Source organism: Haemophilus parainfluenzae, from assembly GCF_014931395.1.
Classification (GTDB): domain Bacteria; phylum Pseudomonadota; class Gammaproteobacteria; order Enterobacterales; family Pasteurellaceae; genus Haemophilus_D.
This window is the reverse complement of the sequence record NZ_CP063120.1, coordinates 372,894-387,604: the sequence shown is the minus strand read 5'-3', so window position 1 is coordinate 387,604 and position 14,711 is coordinate 372,894. Positions and strand designations below refer to the sequence as shown.

The following is a 14,711-nucleotide window of genomic DNA, read 5'->3' as shown; positions in this document are numbered from 1 at the left end:
TCAATCCTTATTTTTTTCCTGCATTCGTATTTACCGAAAAATACGGTTTCATTTTGTTCAGATCCGGTTGATTAGTTAAAAAGTTATCCGGATAGTATCCATAGCTATAAATATGATTTTTTTGCAATAGCTTCATCCAATCAATCAACTCGGATTCAGGAATTGGTTTTTGAGTTCGCCAATTCACCGCTTGGAATTCAAACAATACTTTATCTAATGGTGCTTGGGTTTTCACATTTTCAATGAGAGAAACAAACCATTGATAGGCTTCTTCTTGTGAAATAGGCTGCTCATTTTCCATGTATGGCATCGCCATGATGGCAGTGGTATCGTAATTGTCAGTGAGCGTTTTTAAGTTTTGTGCCAACCATTCTTCTGCATTTTGATTTGTGATCACTGATGCATAAAGATTACGAGCCGTTTTAAGAGAATATGAACCACGCAAGAAATAAGGTTTTAACGCATCGGTGAGTTGATGGGTTAATTGGATTAAATCTTGTGTTTTTTGTTTTGCTTGTGGGCTAACCATGCCTTCAGCGTGATTACCTTCTGCACCTTCAAAATCGGTTAGGAACGCGTCATCATGGAATAAAATGCCATTAAATTTTGCGTAGAATGACAAATCGTTATAAATGGATTTAATGATTTCAACATTCTGTTTGTTATAAGGTGAAAGACGTAAATAGGCCTTTGTTGAAGGTTTGCCCGTGCGGCTATCAATGACATATTCCGCCTCTTTTACATTTTTACGTAAATCAAAGGCGAGTACAGGCATCCAGGCATAAACTTTTACGCCTGCGCGCGTTTGTAATTGCCAGGCAATTCGGCCAAAAATATCATCGCGTACAGGAAGGTATTTATTTGGGAAATACAAGGCATCCGCTACACCATCCCCATCGGGATCAGAGAAGGCTTGAAGATAAACTGTCGTCACACCATAGCGATAGATGCGGTCGATTAACTTATCAAGGTTTTTGGCTTGCTGAGCTTTATCCGCATCATAGACATAATCTAAATCGACATGCAGTACTCGTTGAATTTGTTTGCTTTCATCAATGCCATCAAGATAGTTTTTAACGGTATTTAGATCGGTTTCTGCATTAAGTAATAAGCGTCCAATATGTTTATCGCCAACTTTATTGATGATTTTTTCACCTAATGAGAAATAGTGTGGCATTCCTGCTTGTCGTGCAAGTTGCACAGCAACATCATTAAATTGTCCATAAGGCCACACCATTACACGTGGTTTCTTACCGACATGATTGACTAACGTTTGAACAGAACGAGTGAAATCAGATTTCAATCTGTTTTTGTAGGCATCTTCTGTTTCATATTTTCCGTTTTTATATTCAGGCGCAATCACAGCGGGTAATTGACCACCAGATGGGTTGGCATTTATACCGTTATGAAGATTATGAGTATGTGAGGCAACTTCAACGAGCCCACTTTGTTCCATTTCTTTGACTTGCGACCAAGTGGCAAAAACAGAACGATCCAGCATTTTATCGGCATAAGCGATTTTTTGATCTGCCGGCGTATCTAACCAGCCCGTAACTGGTGCAAAAACAGCGGGGTAGTTATAGGCTTTCAATAGAGGGAAGACAACGTTATACATAGTCTCATAGCCATCATCGAAGCTTAGCAACACCGCATTATCAGGTAATGTGCCTTTACCATTTTCAGCATCGATAACTTGCTGCCAACTGATCACATTGTATCCGTTTTCTTTTAGCCAATTAAAATGTTTAATTAACATTTGGGCAGAAATCGTTTGAGGAAAATACTGTTTTTGATTTTCAGCCGCACTTTCATCTACCACAGAGTGATAAGCTAATACGCCATAACGATCTTGCGCAAAGGCAAAAGCCGAAAAAAGGGAAAGCATGCAAATAATGATTTTTGCAAAATGTTTTAGAGATCTCATAAAGTTATACCGCTTAAGTATTTAATAATAAATAGAGAAGTTTAAATTTCCGAAATTGTTGAATTCAGCACTGCCGTCGTAAATATTCTTTTTACGACCAATTTCATAAGACACGCCAAATTTTTTACCAACACGCCATTGGTGTCCGTAACTTATCGACCACATTTTTTCTTGATTGAGTTCTGCCTGTTTATAAGCACCCACACTGGCTTTCAGGTGATGATTTAAGACTAAGCCATAATTAAGTGGTTGGTAGTAACTTAAATCCGCACCGAATTCCAAGCTTGTCGCTTTTGATGGGTTGTAATATTCAGCAGAATCAATGGTTTTATTTTTGCTGTAATCGATTCTGAAATTGTTGGTTAGCGCCCAACGGTCATGTTTGAATGTATTGAGATTCAACCAGAAATTGGCTTCTTTTCTTAAGTTGCCGTCATTAAATTTCATGACGCCACCACCTAGCCCAGCTTGGAAAATATCGGAATAGGAATATGTGGTAGAGAAACCAATATCTTTGGTATACACCCCTTTATTGATGGCTTTAACTGGAGTGCCACTACCATTAATATTGGCGTCTAAATTAAATGACCAATGCTGGTTGAGGGTATAATTTGCCTCTGTAGAGAAATAGGCTTTATCATTAAGCTTAATGCCTTTCCCGCTTTCCATTTTCACTTGGAGTGGATAGAAATTGAGCTCTGTTCCTACGCCAATTCGGCGAGAAATGAGACTTTCTTTGTCATAAGGGGAGCGAGTTTCTAAGTAATGAACGTAGAGATCGTGACCATTTGCTGTTTTCGGTGTGTAAATCGCATAATCTTGGCTACTTTCATTGCTATAACTGATTGGTGAGGTACGATGCTGTAAGCCGATACTTCCTACAATTTTGCCAGAACGTGCTTGTTCGTAATGGTTTATGAGGGATTGTGCTGACTGACGTTGTTCTTCATTCATTGCATCAATTGTTTTTGAAACTGTTGGTAAATCATTTTGACTTAAAGCAGTTTCTGCCAGGTTATTGCGTGCTTCTTGCTGATCATTTTTACTCAAAAAATAACCGGCTTTTTCAGCCCATAATTTGGCATCATCATAGTTGCCACGATTTCGCTCAAGTTCTGCTTTTTGCAACATAACCCATGGATCACCTGGCGTTTTATTAAATAGACGATCATCAATCAGTTGCTGAGCCAATTTGCGGTTACCACGCCATAAGGCTAAACGTGCCAAACCAAAATAGCGAGAATCGTAGCCTGGATTTAGAATTTTTGATGTTCGGGTATAGTCATTGATATAAATATTTGAATTCATACGCTCTAAATATTGTTGAGCCAATTCAAATTTGCCCGCATCGCTTGCAGTGAGAGAGAGTTTATGAAGTAAACCATCGTTCACAGCGAGTTTATTGTTTAAGGCTTGTTGTTCAATTGCTTGATAAATCGCTAATGCTTTGTGTGGTGAGCCTTTTGCTGCCCAATAATCACCAAAGGCTTCTTCTAAATACGCTGGCACATTAGGTTGAGTCTGTAATGTATTGAAGTCATCCTCTATTTCATCAAATTTATTTAATCGGACACCCATCACAAAACGATCTTGCAATGCTTGTTGATACAAAGGATGTTCAGGGTTAATTTTGGCCAAAAGTGCGGTCAATTCTTCAAATGATTTTTCTTGTTGTGTAGGCGTTGTCGCATTTTTTGAAGAGGTAATTGTCTTACCATGCTCAAACCACATCATGTCTTTTTGATTGAATTGATCAGGATAGGCTTTTTGTAGTTTCTCTTGTAATGGTTGAAGGTTGTATTTCGATGCCAAACGATACAACTCTCTCATTAAGGTGATATTTTTTGGATTTTGTTCTAACTGACGTTGCCAACGGCCAAGTTTAGCCATGTCGGGTTCGGTGAAATCAAGCAAATAGCTTTCCGCATCAAGGTAAGCATTATCTTGTCCAAAACGTTTCTTATAAACATTCAGTGCATTTTTTGCCGCAGTGTAGTTTTTGGTTTCAGTGGAGGCTAATGCGCCACCAAGCCATCCATTTGGATTATCAGGGAATTGCTTTTGCAATTGGGAATAGAATGCAACGGCACGGTCGTATTGTTTTTCATTTCGAGCGGCTTTGCCTAAATTTTCCAGTTCATTTTGAGAAAATTGCGCTGGTGCGCAGCTTTCGCAAAGTGAAAGTGCTTTAGCGGATTGATTCGTCCTCAGATAGAGTGTAATTAAATCATCGCGCACTTTAATATCGTTTGTCCTCTTAAATAAGGCCTCAAGTTTTGGAATGGCTTGATTTAATTGGGCCTCTCCTTGACGGGAGAAAATGATGATATTTTCTCGTTCGGTATCAATAGAGGAATTTTGGGCATAGGCAACCTGTACTACTGAGGTACTGACACCTACTAATAGCACAGTCTTAAAGACATGGGATAGAGACTTCATATTAACTTCTACGATGTTTAATTATAATTATTTATTGTGGACTCCATATTTATGACAATGTAAAGAAAGTATAAGTTTCGTAAAGTGGTCCGACCTCAAGTTGAGCGATAAAAAGCATTAGCTATGTATAACATCAAGTGTTTTAGGTGAAAAAATAGGCGTTTTAGTAAAATAAAACGCCTATTTGATATTTAGAGAAGTGATTGAAAGTTATTTCAAAATAAACATCGGTGTGTTACTGATAGGATCACGATGAATGATGACATCCAAATCAAACACATCCTTAAGTAACTCTTCGGTCATGACCTCATCAGGTGTGCCTTGTGCCATTACGGCACCTTTTTTCATGACGATTAAGTGATCGCAATAGCGGCAGGCTTGGTTGAGGTCATGTAACACTGTAATTACGGTTTTGCCGTTTTGTTGCATTTGTCGCATCATGCCCATGAGTTCTGCTTGGCGGTTTAAATCCAGATAAGTGGTAGGCTCATCAAGTAGCACTAATTCAGCATCTTGCGCAAGTGTCATGGCTAAAAATACCCGTTGTTGCTGACCACCAGATAAATCGGAAACCAACTGTTCGGCGAGTTCGGCAGTTTGTGTTTGCGCCATCGCCCAAGTGACCAATTCTTCATCTTTTTGACTGAGTTTACCCCATAGATTTAAGTAAGGCGAACGCCCGTAAGCGATCAATTCGCGCACTTTTATCCCTTCAGGTACCAAGTGTTGCTGCGGGAGAAAAGCCAATTCTTGGGCATATTCTTTAGGGCTTTTTTGCCAAATGTCCTTGCCTTTATGGGTGATTGAGCCTTGCTTCGGTTTAAGCAGGCGAGCCACCGCTTTTAATGTGGTGGACTTACAGCAACCATTTGGGCCGATTAACGCAATCACTTTATTTTTCGGGAATTTTAGCGACAGATTTTTAACCACGAGTTTATCTTGATAACCTAAAGATAAATTATTGATTTCAATGCTCATTATTTAGTTCTCATCAATAAGTAGAAGAAATATGGCGCACCGATAATCGCGGTCAGAATACCCGCTGGTAGTTCAGTTGGTGGGTCAATCACCCGCGCCAAAATATCCGAAAGTTGTAATAAGAGGGCGCCAATAATCAAGGCCGCCGGTAATAGGGTGCGATGTCTGCCGCCGACTAAACGACGGGCAAGATGCGGCGCAACCAAGCCTAAAAAGGCAATCGGACCACAAATTGCTACGGCCGTAGTGGAAAGGGCGACCGCTAGCACTAAAACGCTGATTTGCACTTTATTCACAGTCACGCCTAAGGTGGAGGCTTTGTTTTCACCTAAACCAAGGGTGTCGAGATCGCGACAGAAAATAAATGGCAAGGGTAGCAACACTACTAACCATGGCAATACCACATTCAAATAAGACCAGCTGCGCCCCCATAGGCTTCCTGTAAGCCATAACATCGCTGTATTGATCTCGACCGGATTGGTAAGCATCAGATAATGACTAATGGCTGCCCACAATGCGGAAAGTGCGACCCCAATGATTGCCATTTTAATAGGGCGGAAGTTAAAACCGCACACGATCCATAAAATGACAAAAGAGAGCACTCCACCTAAAAAGGCAAAAATTGGCATCCAGTAAAATGCTAAGTTTGGTAAGAACATCAATACCGAAACAGCAACTAACCCTGCCGCATTGTTAATCCCTAAAATATCGGGAGAGGCAAGTGGATTGCGTACTACGCTTTGCACTAACACACCGGAAATCGCTAAGGCTCCGCCTAATAAAATCGCTAATACCGCACGAGGTAGGCGATATTCCATCAAGGTAAAATAGTTTTTATCGTCAGGCTGAAAGGCCGCCCAAATTTCCTCAAAAGAAAGCGTATAAGTGCCAAGTCGAATACTCAATCCAAAGAGTAGTACCATCAGACTGAGCGTGACGACATAAAAGCCGATAGCGCGAAAAGATACATGAGAAGCTCGCATTAGTGTCTTCCTCTGGCAAATAATACAAAGACTGGGGCACCGATTAAGGCAAGCACCGCACCAGCAGGCACTTCGCTAGGGAAGTTCACCGCACGGGCAATGGTATCTGCAGCGAGCATTAAAATTGCGCCGAGTAACATTGCCATAGGGAGCGATTTTCGCAAGTCATAACCAATCCAATAGCGGGCAAGGTGGGGCACGAGTAAGCCAATAAAGGCCACAGGGCCAGCAACACTCACGCTTGAGCCCACAATCAATAACGCCATGATGTTAGCGTACCAACGTAAACGGAAGAGATTGATACCTAGCGAACGAGCGGATTCATCACTTAAATTGAGTAAATTCAAACGACTGGCAAAAAGCAGGCAGAAAAGTGCGGTCAAAATAAAGAACGGAAATAACGTCAATAATTCATTCCAACGGGCATGTGCAATGCCGCCAGCTAGCCAGCTCATAATACCGAAGGCATGATCTTCCGCGATAATGAGCACCAATTTCGTGAGCGCGGCACAAAGTAGTGATACGGCAATCCCCGCTAAAATCACTCGGCTACGATCTCCACTATTATCTTTCCATCCGTTGCTGATCAGCATCACCACAAACCAACTCAGACCGCCGCCGATACTAGCCACTAAGGCAATGCTATAACCAGAAAGAATCAAGGGGCTAAACGCACTGGCGGTTACCATGGCAAGACTAGCTCCAGAGTTCACGCTGAGTAGCGTAGGTGAAGCAAGCGGGTTGCGCGTAATGGTTTGTAACAACGCCCCCGCCACCGCAAGATTGGCACCTAAAATCATGCCAACTAATGCGCGCGGTAGGCGTAAATCGGTTACCGTAATTTTGGCAATTTCATCGCCATCGGGGAGGAACGCTTGTAACGCTGCAAGCGGTCGAATTTCGATGGGATAATACAAAAACAGGCTTCCCCATAATAGGAAAGCCAGAATGATAAGGGGAAGTCCCCAACGGAAAGCAGACTTCATCATTATTTTTGCTTCACGAAATCTTCAATTTGTTTTGCCATAATTTTGCTTGCTTCTAAACCGCGACCACGCGCCCACATGTCGGAGTCAACACTGTAAACATGGTTCGCTTTGACCGCAGGAATGGCTTTCCAAAGTGGCTCAGCTTCCCATTTGCGCGCAATACTTTCATCACGATAATGGGCAATGAACAAGTATTCCGGTTTTTCCATTACTAATTGTTCAAGGTTGATTTCTACGAAAGCTTGATCGCTATTGAGTTTAGTTGGCGCAAAACCTAATGTCGTTAAGAAACTACCCACATAGCCATTGTCATTTTGGATATTAAATTTATCTTCTCGGGAAGTACCAAATGAGGCTTTTTTGCCTTGTACACCTAAATTTTTTGCGATGTTGGCAATGTAATCATTATGTTCATTGATCTTCGCTTTCATTTCAGCGCTTTTACCGACTAAATCACCAATTTTCTGCGCAGTTTCAAGATTTTCTTGGTAGCTTTCATGACGGGAATCAAACATCACCGTTGGCGCAATTTTTTTCAATTCTTCAAATACTGCAGTATGGCGAGATGGATCAGCAATAATTAAATCGGGTTTGAGAGAAGCAATCACTTCAAGACTCGGTTGAGAACGCGTGCCAACGGATTGCCATGCAGCAATTTTTTCGCGCACTTGCGGCAAAATACGATCGATTTTGTTGTCGTCAGCCACACCTACTGGGCTTACACCGACTTGGGCTAAAGCATCCACAAAAGAATATTCCAATACCACAACACGGCTTGGGGTTTTATCAAGGGTAAATTCACCTTTCGCATCTTTAACCGTCACGGCGCTAGCGAATGCGGATACCATTAATAATGCGGAAGCTAAAGTAGTTTTGAATAATTTTTTCATGTTGTGTCCTCAATAATAAAAAGCATTTGGATTATACACTCAAACAATGTTATTGAGAATAGTTATATTCTAACTATTTGGTCGGATTTCTCTATTTTGCCCGCATTCTGGCAAGTAAACTGACGGCAATAATAATGACTAATGAACCAATCCAGAAATTTAGGCTTGGTACGTTATCCCAGAAGAACCAGTCACAGATGCTGGAGAAAATCACGCCAGTAAAAGCAAAAGGCGTGATGACATTGGCAGGGGCGTATTTAAAGGCGCGAGTGAGTAATAATTGGAAAATAAGACCAAATCCGCCCACTAAAAGCAGTAATGTGAATCCATGTAGTGTTGGTATTTCCCATTGAGTAATAAAAAAGAGTGGCAATAAAATCGAGCCTAATAAGTGGAAGTAAAACACGATATTTTTAGGTGAGTTGTGTTTATTGAGCTCTTGTAAGCTGATAAATGCCATGGCCGCCAATACTGCAGCACCTAACGCATAGCCTACATGGATAGGGTTGATATTCATTGAACCGTTGGTCAGCATAATGATGGATACACCGATAAACCCCATAAAACTGCAAGCTAATACTTTTAATGGCGTTCTGACTTTAAAGAAAAACAGCAATAAAGGCACAAAAAGTGCGGACGTATTCATCAATAAAATCGCAATAGAAATCGGCAAATATTTAATGGCGTAGAAGGTTAGCAACATACTGGCAATGCCGGCTAGATTACGCAAAATGAGAAACTTCCATTGCGACATATCGACTTTGAAATCTCCATCTTTAATTAAAAAGGGCAAGAGAAAAACAAAACCAATAAAGAAGCGGGAAAATAAAATTTCACTGGACGGTAATTCATCAGAGGCGTATTTTACAAATACACCCATTAAGGCAATGCTGATGTAAGCTAACACCATACAAACAACAGCTTTTTGATAATTATTGCGGAGATGTATGTTTGGCATAAAGGTTCCTTGCACAAAGTGCGGTAAAAAATTGCCTTATTTTGTAAGAAAATGGGCTTGTCTTCGTCTAATGAAATGCAAGCTGAAGATTTTTCTATAATAAGGAAAGAAAATGAAATATACAAAAACATTTCTCATATTGACCGCACTTTTTGGCGGTTTGCAAAGTAGTTTAACGTATGCTGATCACACAGAATCATCAAAGGAGCAAAAAATGACAATGGAAAGTAAACAAGAACAACAAATTATTTATCTTGCCGGTGGTTGTTTTTGGGGACTAGAAGCTTATATGGAAAGAATTCAAGGCGTGACTGATGCTGTTTCTGGTTATGCCAATGGAAAAGGTGATACCACTAACTACCAATTATTGCATGCGACAGATCATGCGGAAACGGTGAAAGTCACTTACGATCCAAATAAAATTTCGTTAGATAAATTACTGCAATATTATTTCCGCGTTATCGATCCAACCAGTATTAACAAGCAAGGCAATGATCGAGGCAGACAATATCGCACCGGCATTTATTATCAAAATGAGCAAGATAAAGCCGTTATTGAAGCGGCATTAAAAACCTTACAAAGTAAATATCAAGTGCCGATTCAAATTGAAGTAGAACCGCTGAAAAATTATGTGGAGGCGGAAGAGTATCATCAGGATTATCTCAAGAAAAACCCGAATGGTTATTGCCATATTGACATCAAAAAAGCCGATGAGCCATTAATTGATGATAAAAAATACCCAAAACCAAGTGATGCAGAATTAAAGCAAAAACTGACCGCACTTCAATATGATGTGACGCAAGGCAAACATACCGAACGCTCTTTTAGTAACGAATATTGGGATAATTTCGCGCCGGGTATTTATGTGGATATCACCACGGGAGAACCGTTATTTTCTTCTAAAGATAAATTTGAATCAGGTTGCGGCTGGCCAAGTTTTACCAAACCGATTGCCGCTGAAGTGGCGGAGTATCAAAGAGACAATAGCTTTAATATGACTCGCATTGAGGTATTAAGCCGCAGTGGCCATGCCCATTTAGGTCATGTATTTGATGATGGCCCTCGTGATAAAGGCGGTTTACGTTATTGCATCAATAGCGCATCGATTAAGTTTATTCCATTAGATGAAATGGAAAAACAAGGCTATGGCGATTTGATTCCCTTTGTGAAATAAGAGGAAAAAATGAAAAAAATATTGATCGCACTTTTATTGTTTTTGAGTCCATTGAGTTTTGCACAAGAGAATGTGTCTTTGGCGGACATCCCCTTGAAGACGTTGGATAATCAAACCGTCTCTTTATCACAATATCAAGGCAAACCGCTTTATATCAAAATGTGGGCATCTTGGTGTCCAATTTGTTTAGCGGGGTTAGCAGAAATTGATGATCTCAGTGCTGAAAAGAACCTTGATTTTAATGTGATTACGATTGCCTCACCTGGACAAAAGAATGAACAAAATAGTCAAAAATTTATCAATTGGTATAAAGGCTTGGACTATAAAAATATCACCGTATTATTGGATGAAAACGGTGAAATCATTAAACGAGCTAATGTATTAGGCTATCCGTTTAATTTACTATTGGATAAGGATTTAAATCTTATCAAAGCACAACCTGGACATTTGAATTCAGATCAAATTAAACAATTTGTGAAGGAATAAAAAAGTGCGGTCATTTTTGACCGCACTTTTATTATTGGCTTGATTATGCAAATGCCTGTAATTCAGGATTGATTGGGGTTTCAGCGATATTATTCACATAGTTACATAATGTGGCGAGGCTGACACCTAAAATCACATCAATGGCATTTTCTTGAGTATAACCTGCATCAAAGAACGCTTTAAGCTGTGCTTCAGTTAATTTTGCTTTTTGCAAAATAACGGCAAGGGTGAAACGCGCTAAAGTATCGAGTTTTTTATCACTTTCAATACGAGCAGTTGCACGAATTTGGTTCACAAGCTCTTCTTCAAGTTTTAACACTTTTAAAGCGATCTTCGTGTGGCCTGCTACACAGAAACCACAGCCATTGACTACAGCAGCGGTAATTTGCACCACTTCGCGTTCTGTTGCCGTTAAGCTGTTACGACCATTAATGCCGCCTACCGTGCGATAAGTTTCAAGTGCAGTAGGGGCATTCGCAAGAACACCAATTAAATTTGGAATAAACCCATTGGCATTTTGTACGGCTTTTAAGGCTTCTTGTGCGGCTTCAGGGGCTGATTCAATGGTGTGAATTTTAAATTGAGACATAAACTACTCCTAAGGGATAAATCATAAATTTCCGCTTGATAATACCTTTCTAACTTAAATAAGAAAAAGAAGAAAAGCTTATTTCATATAGCTAAAAGTTATGATTATTCTTGGGTAAACCAATCTTCTGTTTTTGTATTTACGTCAAATACTTGTCCTAACAATGGTGTAAGTGTATTCACGCCCAGTGCTCTTGCCATTGGTACGCTTTTAAGCACAGGCTCATTCCACGTATGCAAGGCAAGGGGATAAGCGCCCCAGTGAATGGGCATAAATCTTGTTGGCTGTAGTTTTGCTGCCAGTTGTGCGGTTTGCTCAGGGAAAAGATGGTTATTGGGCCATCTTTCGTCATATTGTCCGTTCTCTATAAACGCAATATCAATTTTGCCAACACGGCTGGCAATTTCATCAAAATGTTTACCTTGGGCGGAATCACCATGGAAGTAAAAACGTTCTTCATTTTGACCGCGCTTATGCTCTATTAAAAAACCAGACCATAATGCTTTGTTATGATCAAACAAGCCACGGCTAGAATCATGTCTTGCAGGTAATGCAGTATATTTTACGCCATTTCGTTCAGTGCTTTGCCACCAGTCTAATTCAGTAATTCTAGCTGCATCTATTCCCCATTTTTGTAATATCACGCCCATTCCTAAAGAAACCACAAAATGACTTTGCGTTTTCATTAATTTTTCGATGCTTTCTTGTTCAAGGTGATCGTAATGGCTATGTGAAAGCAGCACGACATCTATAGGCGGTAATTCTTCAATTTCTGCCACAGGTGGTTGAAAACGGTGCATCATTATTGGTACTGGAGACGCACTATTTCCAAAAAGTGGATCGGTAATGATGGTTTGATTGCCAATACGCATAAGTAGCGTTGAATGTCCAAACCACATAAAGCGACTCTGTTCAGCTGGCGCTAATAACTCGGTCCAATTTGGTTTGACCGTGGGCAATGGTTTTTGGGGGTGAAAATCTTTTTCATGAAATGTCATTTCCCAAAGTGCACTTGCAACATTTATTGGTGCGCGTTGAGGTTCTGCATTATAGAAAGTTTGTGTATCAGGATCATAATGATCACTCTTCGGATATACCGGATAAGTTGGCAGATAAAACCAATAGGTGACAAATGCGGCAATTCCCGCAAGAGTAATGAGTTTCTTTGTATGTCTCATCTTTAAAGGATATTTTCCAAATATAAATTTGGCAGCATTATACCTTTAAATGTGTTTTGACGACAGACAGTAATCTCTCTAACTCTTTTTTGCCTTTTTCGGAAAGGACTTTGTTGTCGCGCAACATTTGGGTGGCACGAGCTTCAATAAAGCGAAGGTAATCACTGTTTTGGGTTTCTTGGAATTGCTTTTCGGCTAACTGCATTTCAGTGAAGTCTTTATTGGTTTGAGCAATTAGCATTTTTTGTCCGATTAATACAATTAATGCGGCAATTAAAGCGATGACGGCGCCATAGCCATTAGTGGGGTAATAAAGAATGCCCGCCAGAACAAAAAGTGCGGTCACTAAATTGGATGAATTTTTAATATAGCCTTCAGCCGGTGGTGGCTTGATGAGATCTTTCCAGTTCATAGGGTTTATATGTCATGCTAAAAATTTGCCTTCCCTCAAGCGAAAGAGGGAAGGCAATATCATAATATATTATGCCAACACACCAAAATGATAGCCTAAAATACCCACGCCGAATAAGGCGAAGATGATGTACATGGCGTTGATTTTTTTACGTAATAAATACATACATAAGAAAGTTAAACCTAACGCCGCAAGGCCTGGGAGAAGATCGTTTAACACGCTTTGTACGGTGGTCACCACTTCTTCGCCCATTTGGTTTTTATAGCGGGAAAGTTCTAATGGAATGTTGATACTCGTCCATTTCGATACCAGAGAGCCCATGACAAAGAGACCGAGGATAGATGCCCCCTGCGTCAATTTTTGTAAGCGACCGCCACCCATATCGTTAACGATTGTGGTACCTTTTTCATAGCCGTATTTGAAACCATACCAACGAGTTACTGCACGGCAAAGGTTGATACCGATGAAGAAAAGCAATGGCCCTAAAAGGCTACCAGTAATGGCTAAACCTGCACCAAGTGCGGCCAATACAGGACGTAATGTTCCCCAGAAAATTGGGTCACCCACACCGGCTAATGGGCCCATTAAACCGACTTTCACCCCGCTGATTGCTGAGTCATCAATATCGTTACCGTTCGCACGTTCTTGTTCCATCGCAGCAGTAACACCAATGATAGATGATGCTACCCAAGGTTGGGTGTTGAAGAATTCTAAGTGGCGTTTTAATGCCGCTGCTTGATCTTCTTTTTTGCTGTAAAGACGTTTAATGGCTGGGATCATGGATACACAGAAACCCATTGCTTGCATACGTTCAAAGTTGAAGGAACCTAGCAAGAAAGTTGAACGCCAGTAAGTGCTACGAATATCGCCTTTTGTTAATGATTTTTTAGTTTGTTCAGTCATAATTTCTTCCTTATAGTCCTTCAAGTTCATCATCAGCTAATTCACGTTTTGCAACTGCTTGTGGTGCAGTAGATTGATGGAAACGTGGGTTTAATTGAATATAAATCATCGCTAAGCATGTGCCTAAAATACCGAGACCGACAAGGTTGTAATTGGTGAAAGAGGCGATTACGAAGCCTAGGAAGAAGAATGGCATTAACGCGCCTGCACGCATCATATTGATGACCATCGCATAACCGACGACTACGATAAAGCCACCAGCGATTTGTAAACCACGAGTAACCACTTCAGGAATCGCGTTCAATGCTTCAGTCACCGTATCCGTACCTGCTACTAACGCAACGAAGAAGGTTGGAATTGCCACGCGTAACGCTTGTAATGCAAGACCGCTAAAGTGACAGAATTCAATACCGCGGAAGTTGGCTTTTGCGGCAAAATCATCGGCTTTGTGTTGAAGGAAGATGGTTAAAGTACGAACGAAGATGGTTAATACTTGACCTGCTGCTGCTACCGGAATCGCAATCGCTAATGCACTCCCTTTATCTTGGCCACCTTTGATGACGAGGATAGTCGCAATCACACTGGCTAATGCCGCATCTGGTGCCATTGCCGCACCCACGTTCATCCAGCCTAATGCCACTAATTCAAGGGTACCACCGACAATAATACCGGTTTCTAAATCACCTAATACTAAGCCGATTAGGGTACAAGCAACTAAAGGACGATGGGTTTGACGTTCGTCCAATACACTCCCCATACCGCAAATGGCGGCAACGAGCGTGACTAAAATAATTTCCATTGTTGTCAT

Annotated in this window: 14 protein-coding genes; 2 read left to right on the top strand and 12 right to left on the bottom strand. The window is 40.7% G+C overall.

All coding sequences use genetic code 11. From position 1 onward, the window contains the following. Nucleotides 1-7: 7 nt before the first annotated feature. The 7 genes from pgaB to INP94_RS01820 all read right to left on the bottom strand — a co-directional run bounded on the left by pgaB (nt 8) and on the right by INP94_RS01820 (nt 9,161). On the bottom strand, nt 8-1,924 hold the full coding sequence (gene pgaB, locus INP94_RS01850; RefSeq protein ID WP_197543849.1) for a poly-beta-1,6-N-acetyl-D-glucosamine N-deacetylase PgaB: 1,917 nt from the start codon (nt 1,922-1,924) through the stop codon (nt 8-10). A 21-nt stretch (nt 1,925-1,945) separates the two neighbouring features. After that, nucleotides 1,946-4,363, bottom strand: a complete 2,418-nt coding sequence (gene pgaA / locus INP94_RS01845; RefSeq protein WP_178161698.1) for a poly-beta-1,6 N-acetyl-D-glucosamine export porin PgaA — start codon at nt 4,361-4,363, stop codon at nt 1,946-1,948. 210 nt (nt 4,364-4,573) lie between these two features. After that, nucleotides 4,574-5,341, bottom strand: a complete 768-nt coding sequence (gene fecE, locus INP94_RS01840; protein ID WP_111387120.1) for a Fe(3+) dicitrate ABC transporter ATP-binding protein FecE — start codon at nt 5,339-5,341, stop codon at nt 4,574-4,576. Beyond that, on the bottom strand, nt 5,341-6,324 hold the full coding sequence (gene fecD, locus INP94_RS01835) for a Fe(3+) dicitrate ABC transporter permease subunit FecD (RefSeq protein ID WP_005695168.1): 984 nt from the start codon (nt 6,322-6,324) through the stop codon (nt 5,341-5,343). The genes fecE and fecD overlap by 1 nt, the downstream gene beginning before the upstream one ends. Then, nucleotides 6,324-7,313, bottom strand: a complete 990-nt coding sequence (fecC, locus tag INP94_RS01830) for an iron-dicitrate ABC transporter permease FecC (RefSeq protein WP_111387122.1) — start codon at nt 7,311-7,313, stop codon at nt 6,324-6,326. Before fecC ends, fecD begins: the two co-directional genes overlap by 1 nt. Next, nucleotides 7,313-8,203 carry a Fe(3+) dicitrate ABC transporter substrate-binding protein gene (locus INP94_RS01825; RefSeq protein ID WP_070592650.1) on the bottom strand — a complete coding sequence of 297 codons (891 nt, stop codon included), beginning with the start codon at nt 8,201-8,203 and terminating at the stop codon, nt 7,313-7,315. Before INP94_RS01825 ends, fecC begins: the two co-directional genes overlap by 1 nt. A 91-nt stretch (nt 8,204-8,294) precedes the next feature. Next, entirely contained in the window at nt 8,295-9,161 is an 867-nt protein-coding gene (locus tag INP94_RS01820) for a DMT family transporter (RefSeq protein WP_070592649.1), read from the bottom strand. Nucleotides 9,162-9,273: 112 nt separating this feature from the next. Here INP94_RS01820 and msrAB point away from each other — a divergent pair, with 112 nt between their 5' ends. Next, nucleotides 9,274-10,335, top strand: coding sequence for a bifunctional peptide-methionine (S)-S-oxide reductase MsrA/peptide-methionine (R)-S-oxide reductase MsrB (gene msrAB, locus INP94_RS01815; RefSeq protein WP_070592645.1), 1,062 nt, complete (start codon nt 9,274-9,276; stop codon nt 10,333-10,335). 9 nt (nt 10,336-10,344) lie between these two features. Continuing rightward, complete coding sequence (locus INP94_RS01810) at nt 10,345-10,821, top strand: redoxin family protein (protein WP_111387124.1); 477 nt, start codon at nt 10,345-10,347, stop codon at nt 10,819-10,821. Nucleotides 10,822-10,864: 43 nt separating this feature from the next. On the opposite strand, the gene INP94_RS01805 is transcribed toward INP94_RS01810, so the two are convergent. From INP94_RS01805 to INP94_RS01785, 5 genes are all read right to left on the bottom strand, one after another. Continuing rightward, a complete protein-coding gene (locus INP94_RS01805) occupies nt 10,865-11,410 on the bottom strand; it encodes a carboxymuconolactone decarboxylase family protein (RefSeq protein ID WP_005695174.1) in 546 nt (181 codons plus the stop codon). A 104-nt stretch (nt 11,411-11,514) separates the two neighbouring features. Beyond that, nucleotides 11,515-12,588: an MBL fold metallo-hydrolase gene (locus INP94_RS01800; RefSeq protein ID WP_178410077.1), complete on the bottom strand. Its 1,074-nt coding sequence runs from the start codon at nt 12,586-12,588 to the stop codon at nt 11,515-11,517. A gap of 37 nt (nt 12,589-12,625) precedes the next feature. Continuing rightward, nucleotides 12,626-13,000 carry a hypothetical protein gene (locus INP94_RS01795; RefSeq protein WP_014064280.1) on the bottom strand — a complete coding sequence of 125 codons (375 nt, stop codon included), beginning with the start codon at nt 12,998-13,000 and terminating at the stop codon, nt 12,626-12,628. A 69-nt stretch (nt 13,001-13,069) separates the two neighbouring features. Beyond that, a complete protein-coding gene (manZ, locus tag INP94_RS01790) occupies nt 13,070-13,903 on the bottom strand; it encodes a PTS mannose transporter subunit IID (RefSeq protein ID WP_049364739.1) in 834 nt (277 codons plus the stop codon). 10 nt (nt 13,904-13,913) lie between these two features. Further along, the gene (locus INP94_RS01785) at nt 13,914-14,711 is read right to left on the bottom strand and encodes a PTS mannose/fructose/sorbose transporter subunit IIC (protein WP_005695178.1); all 798 of its coding nucleotides are present in this window, start codon (nt 14,709-14,711) and stop codon (nt 13,914-13,916) included.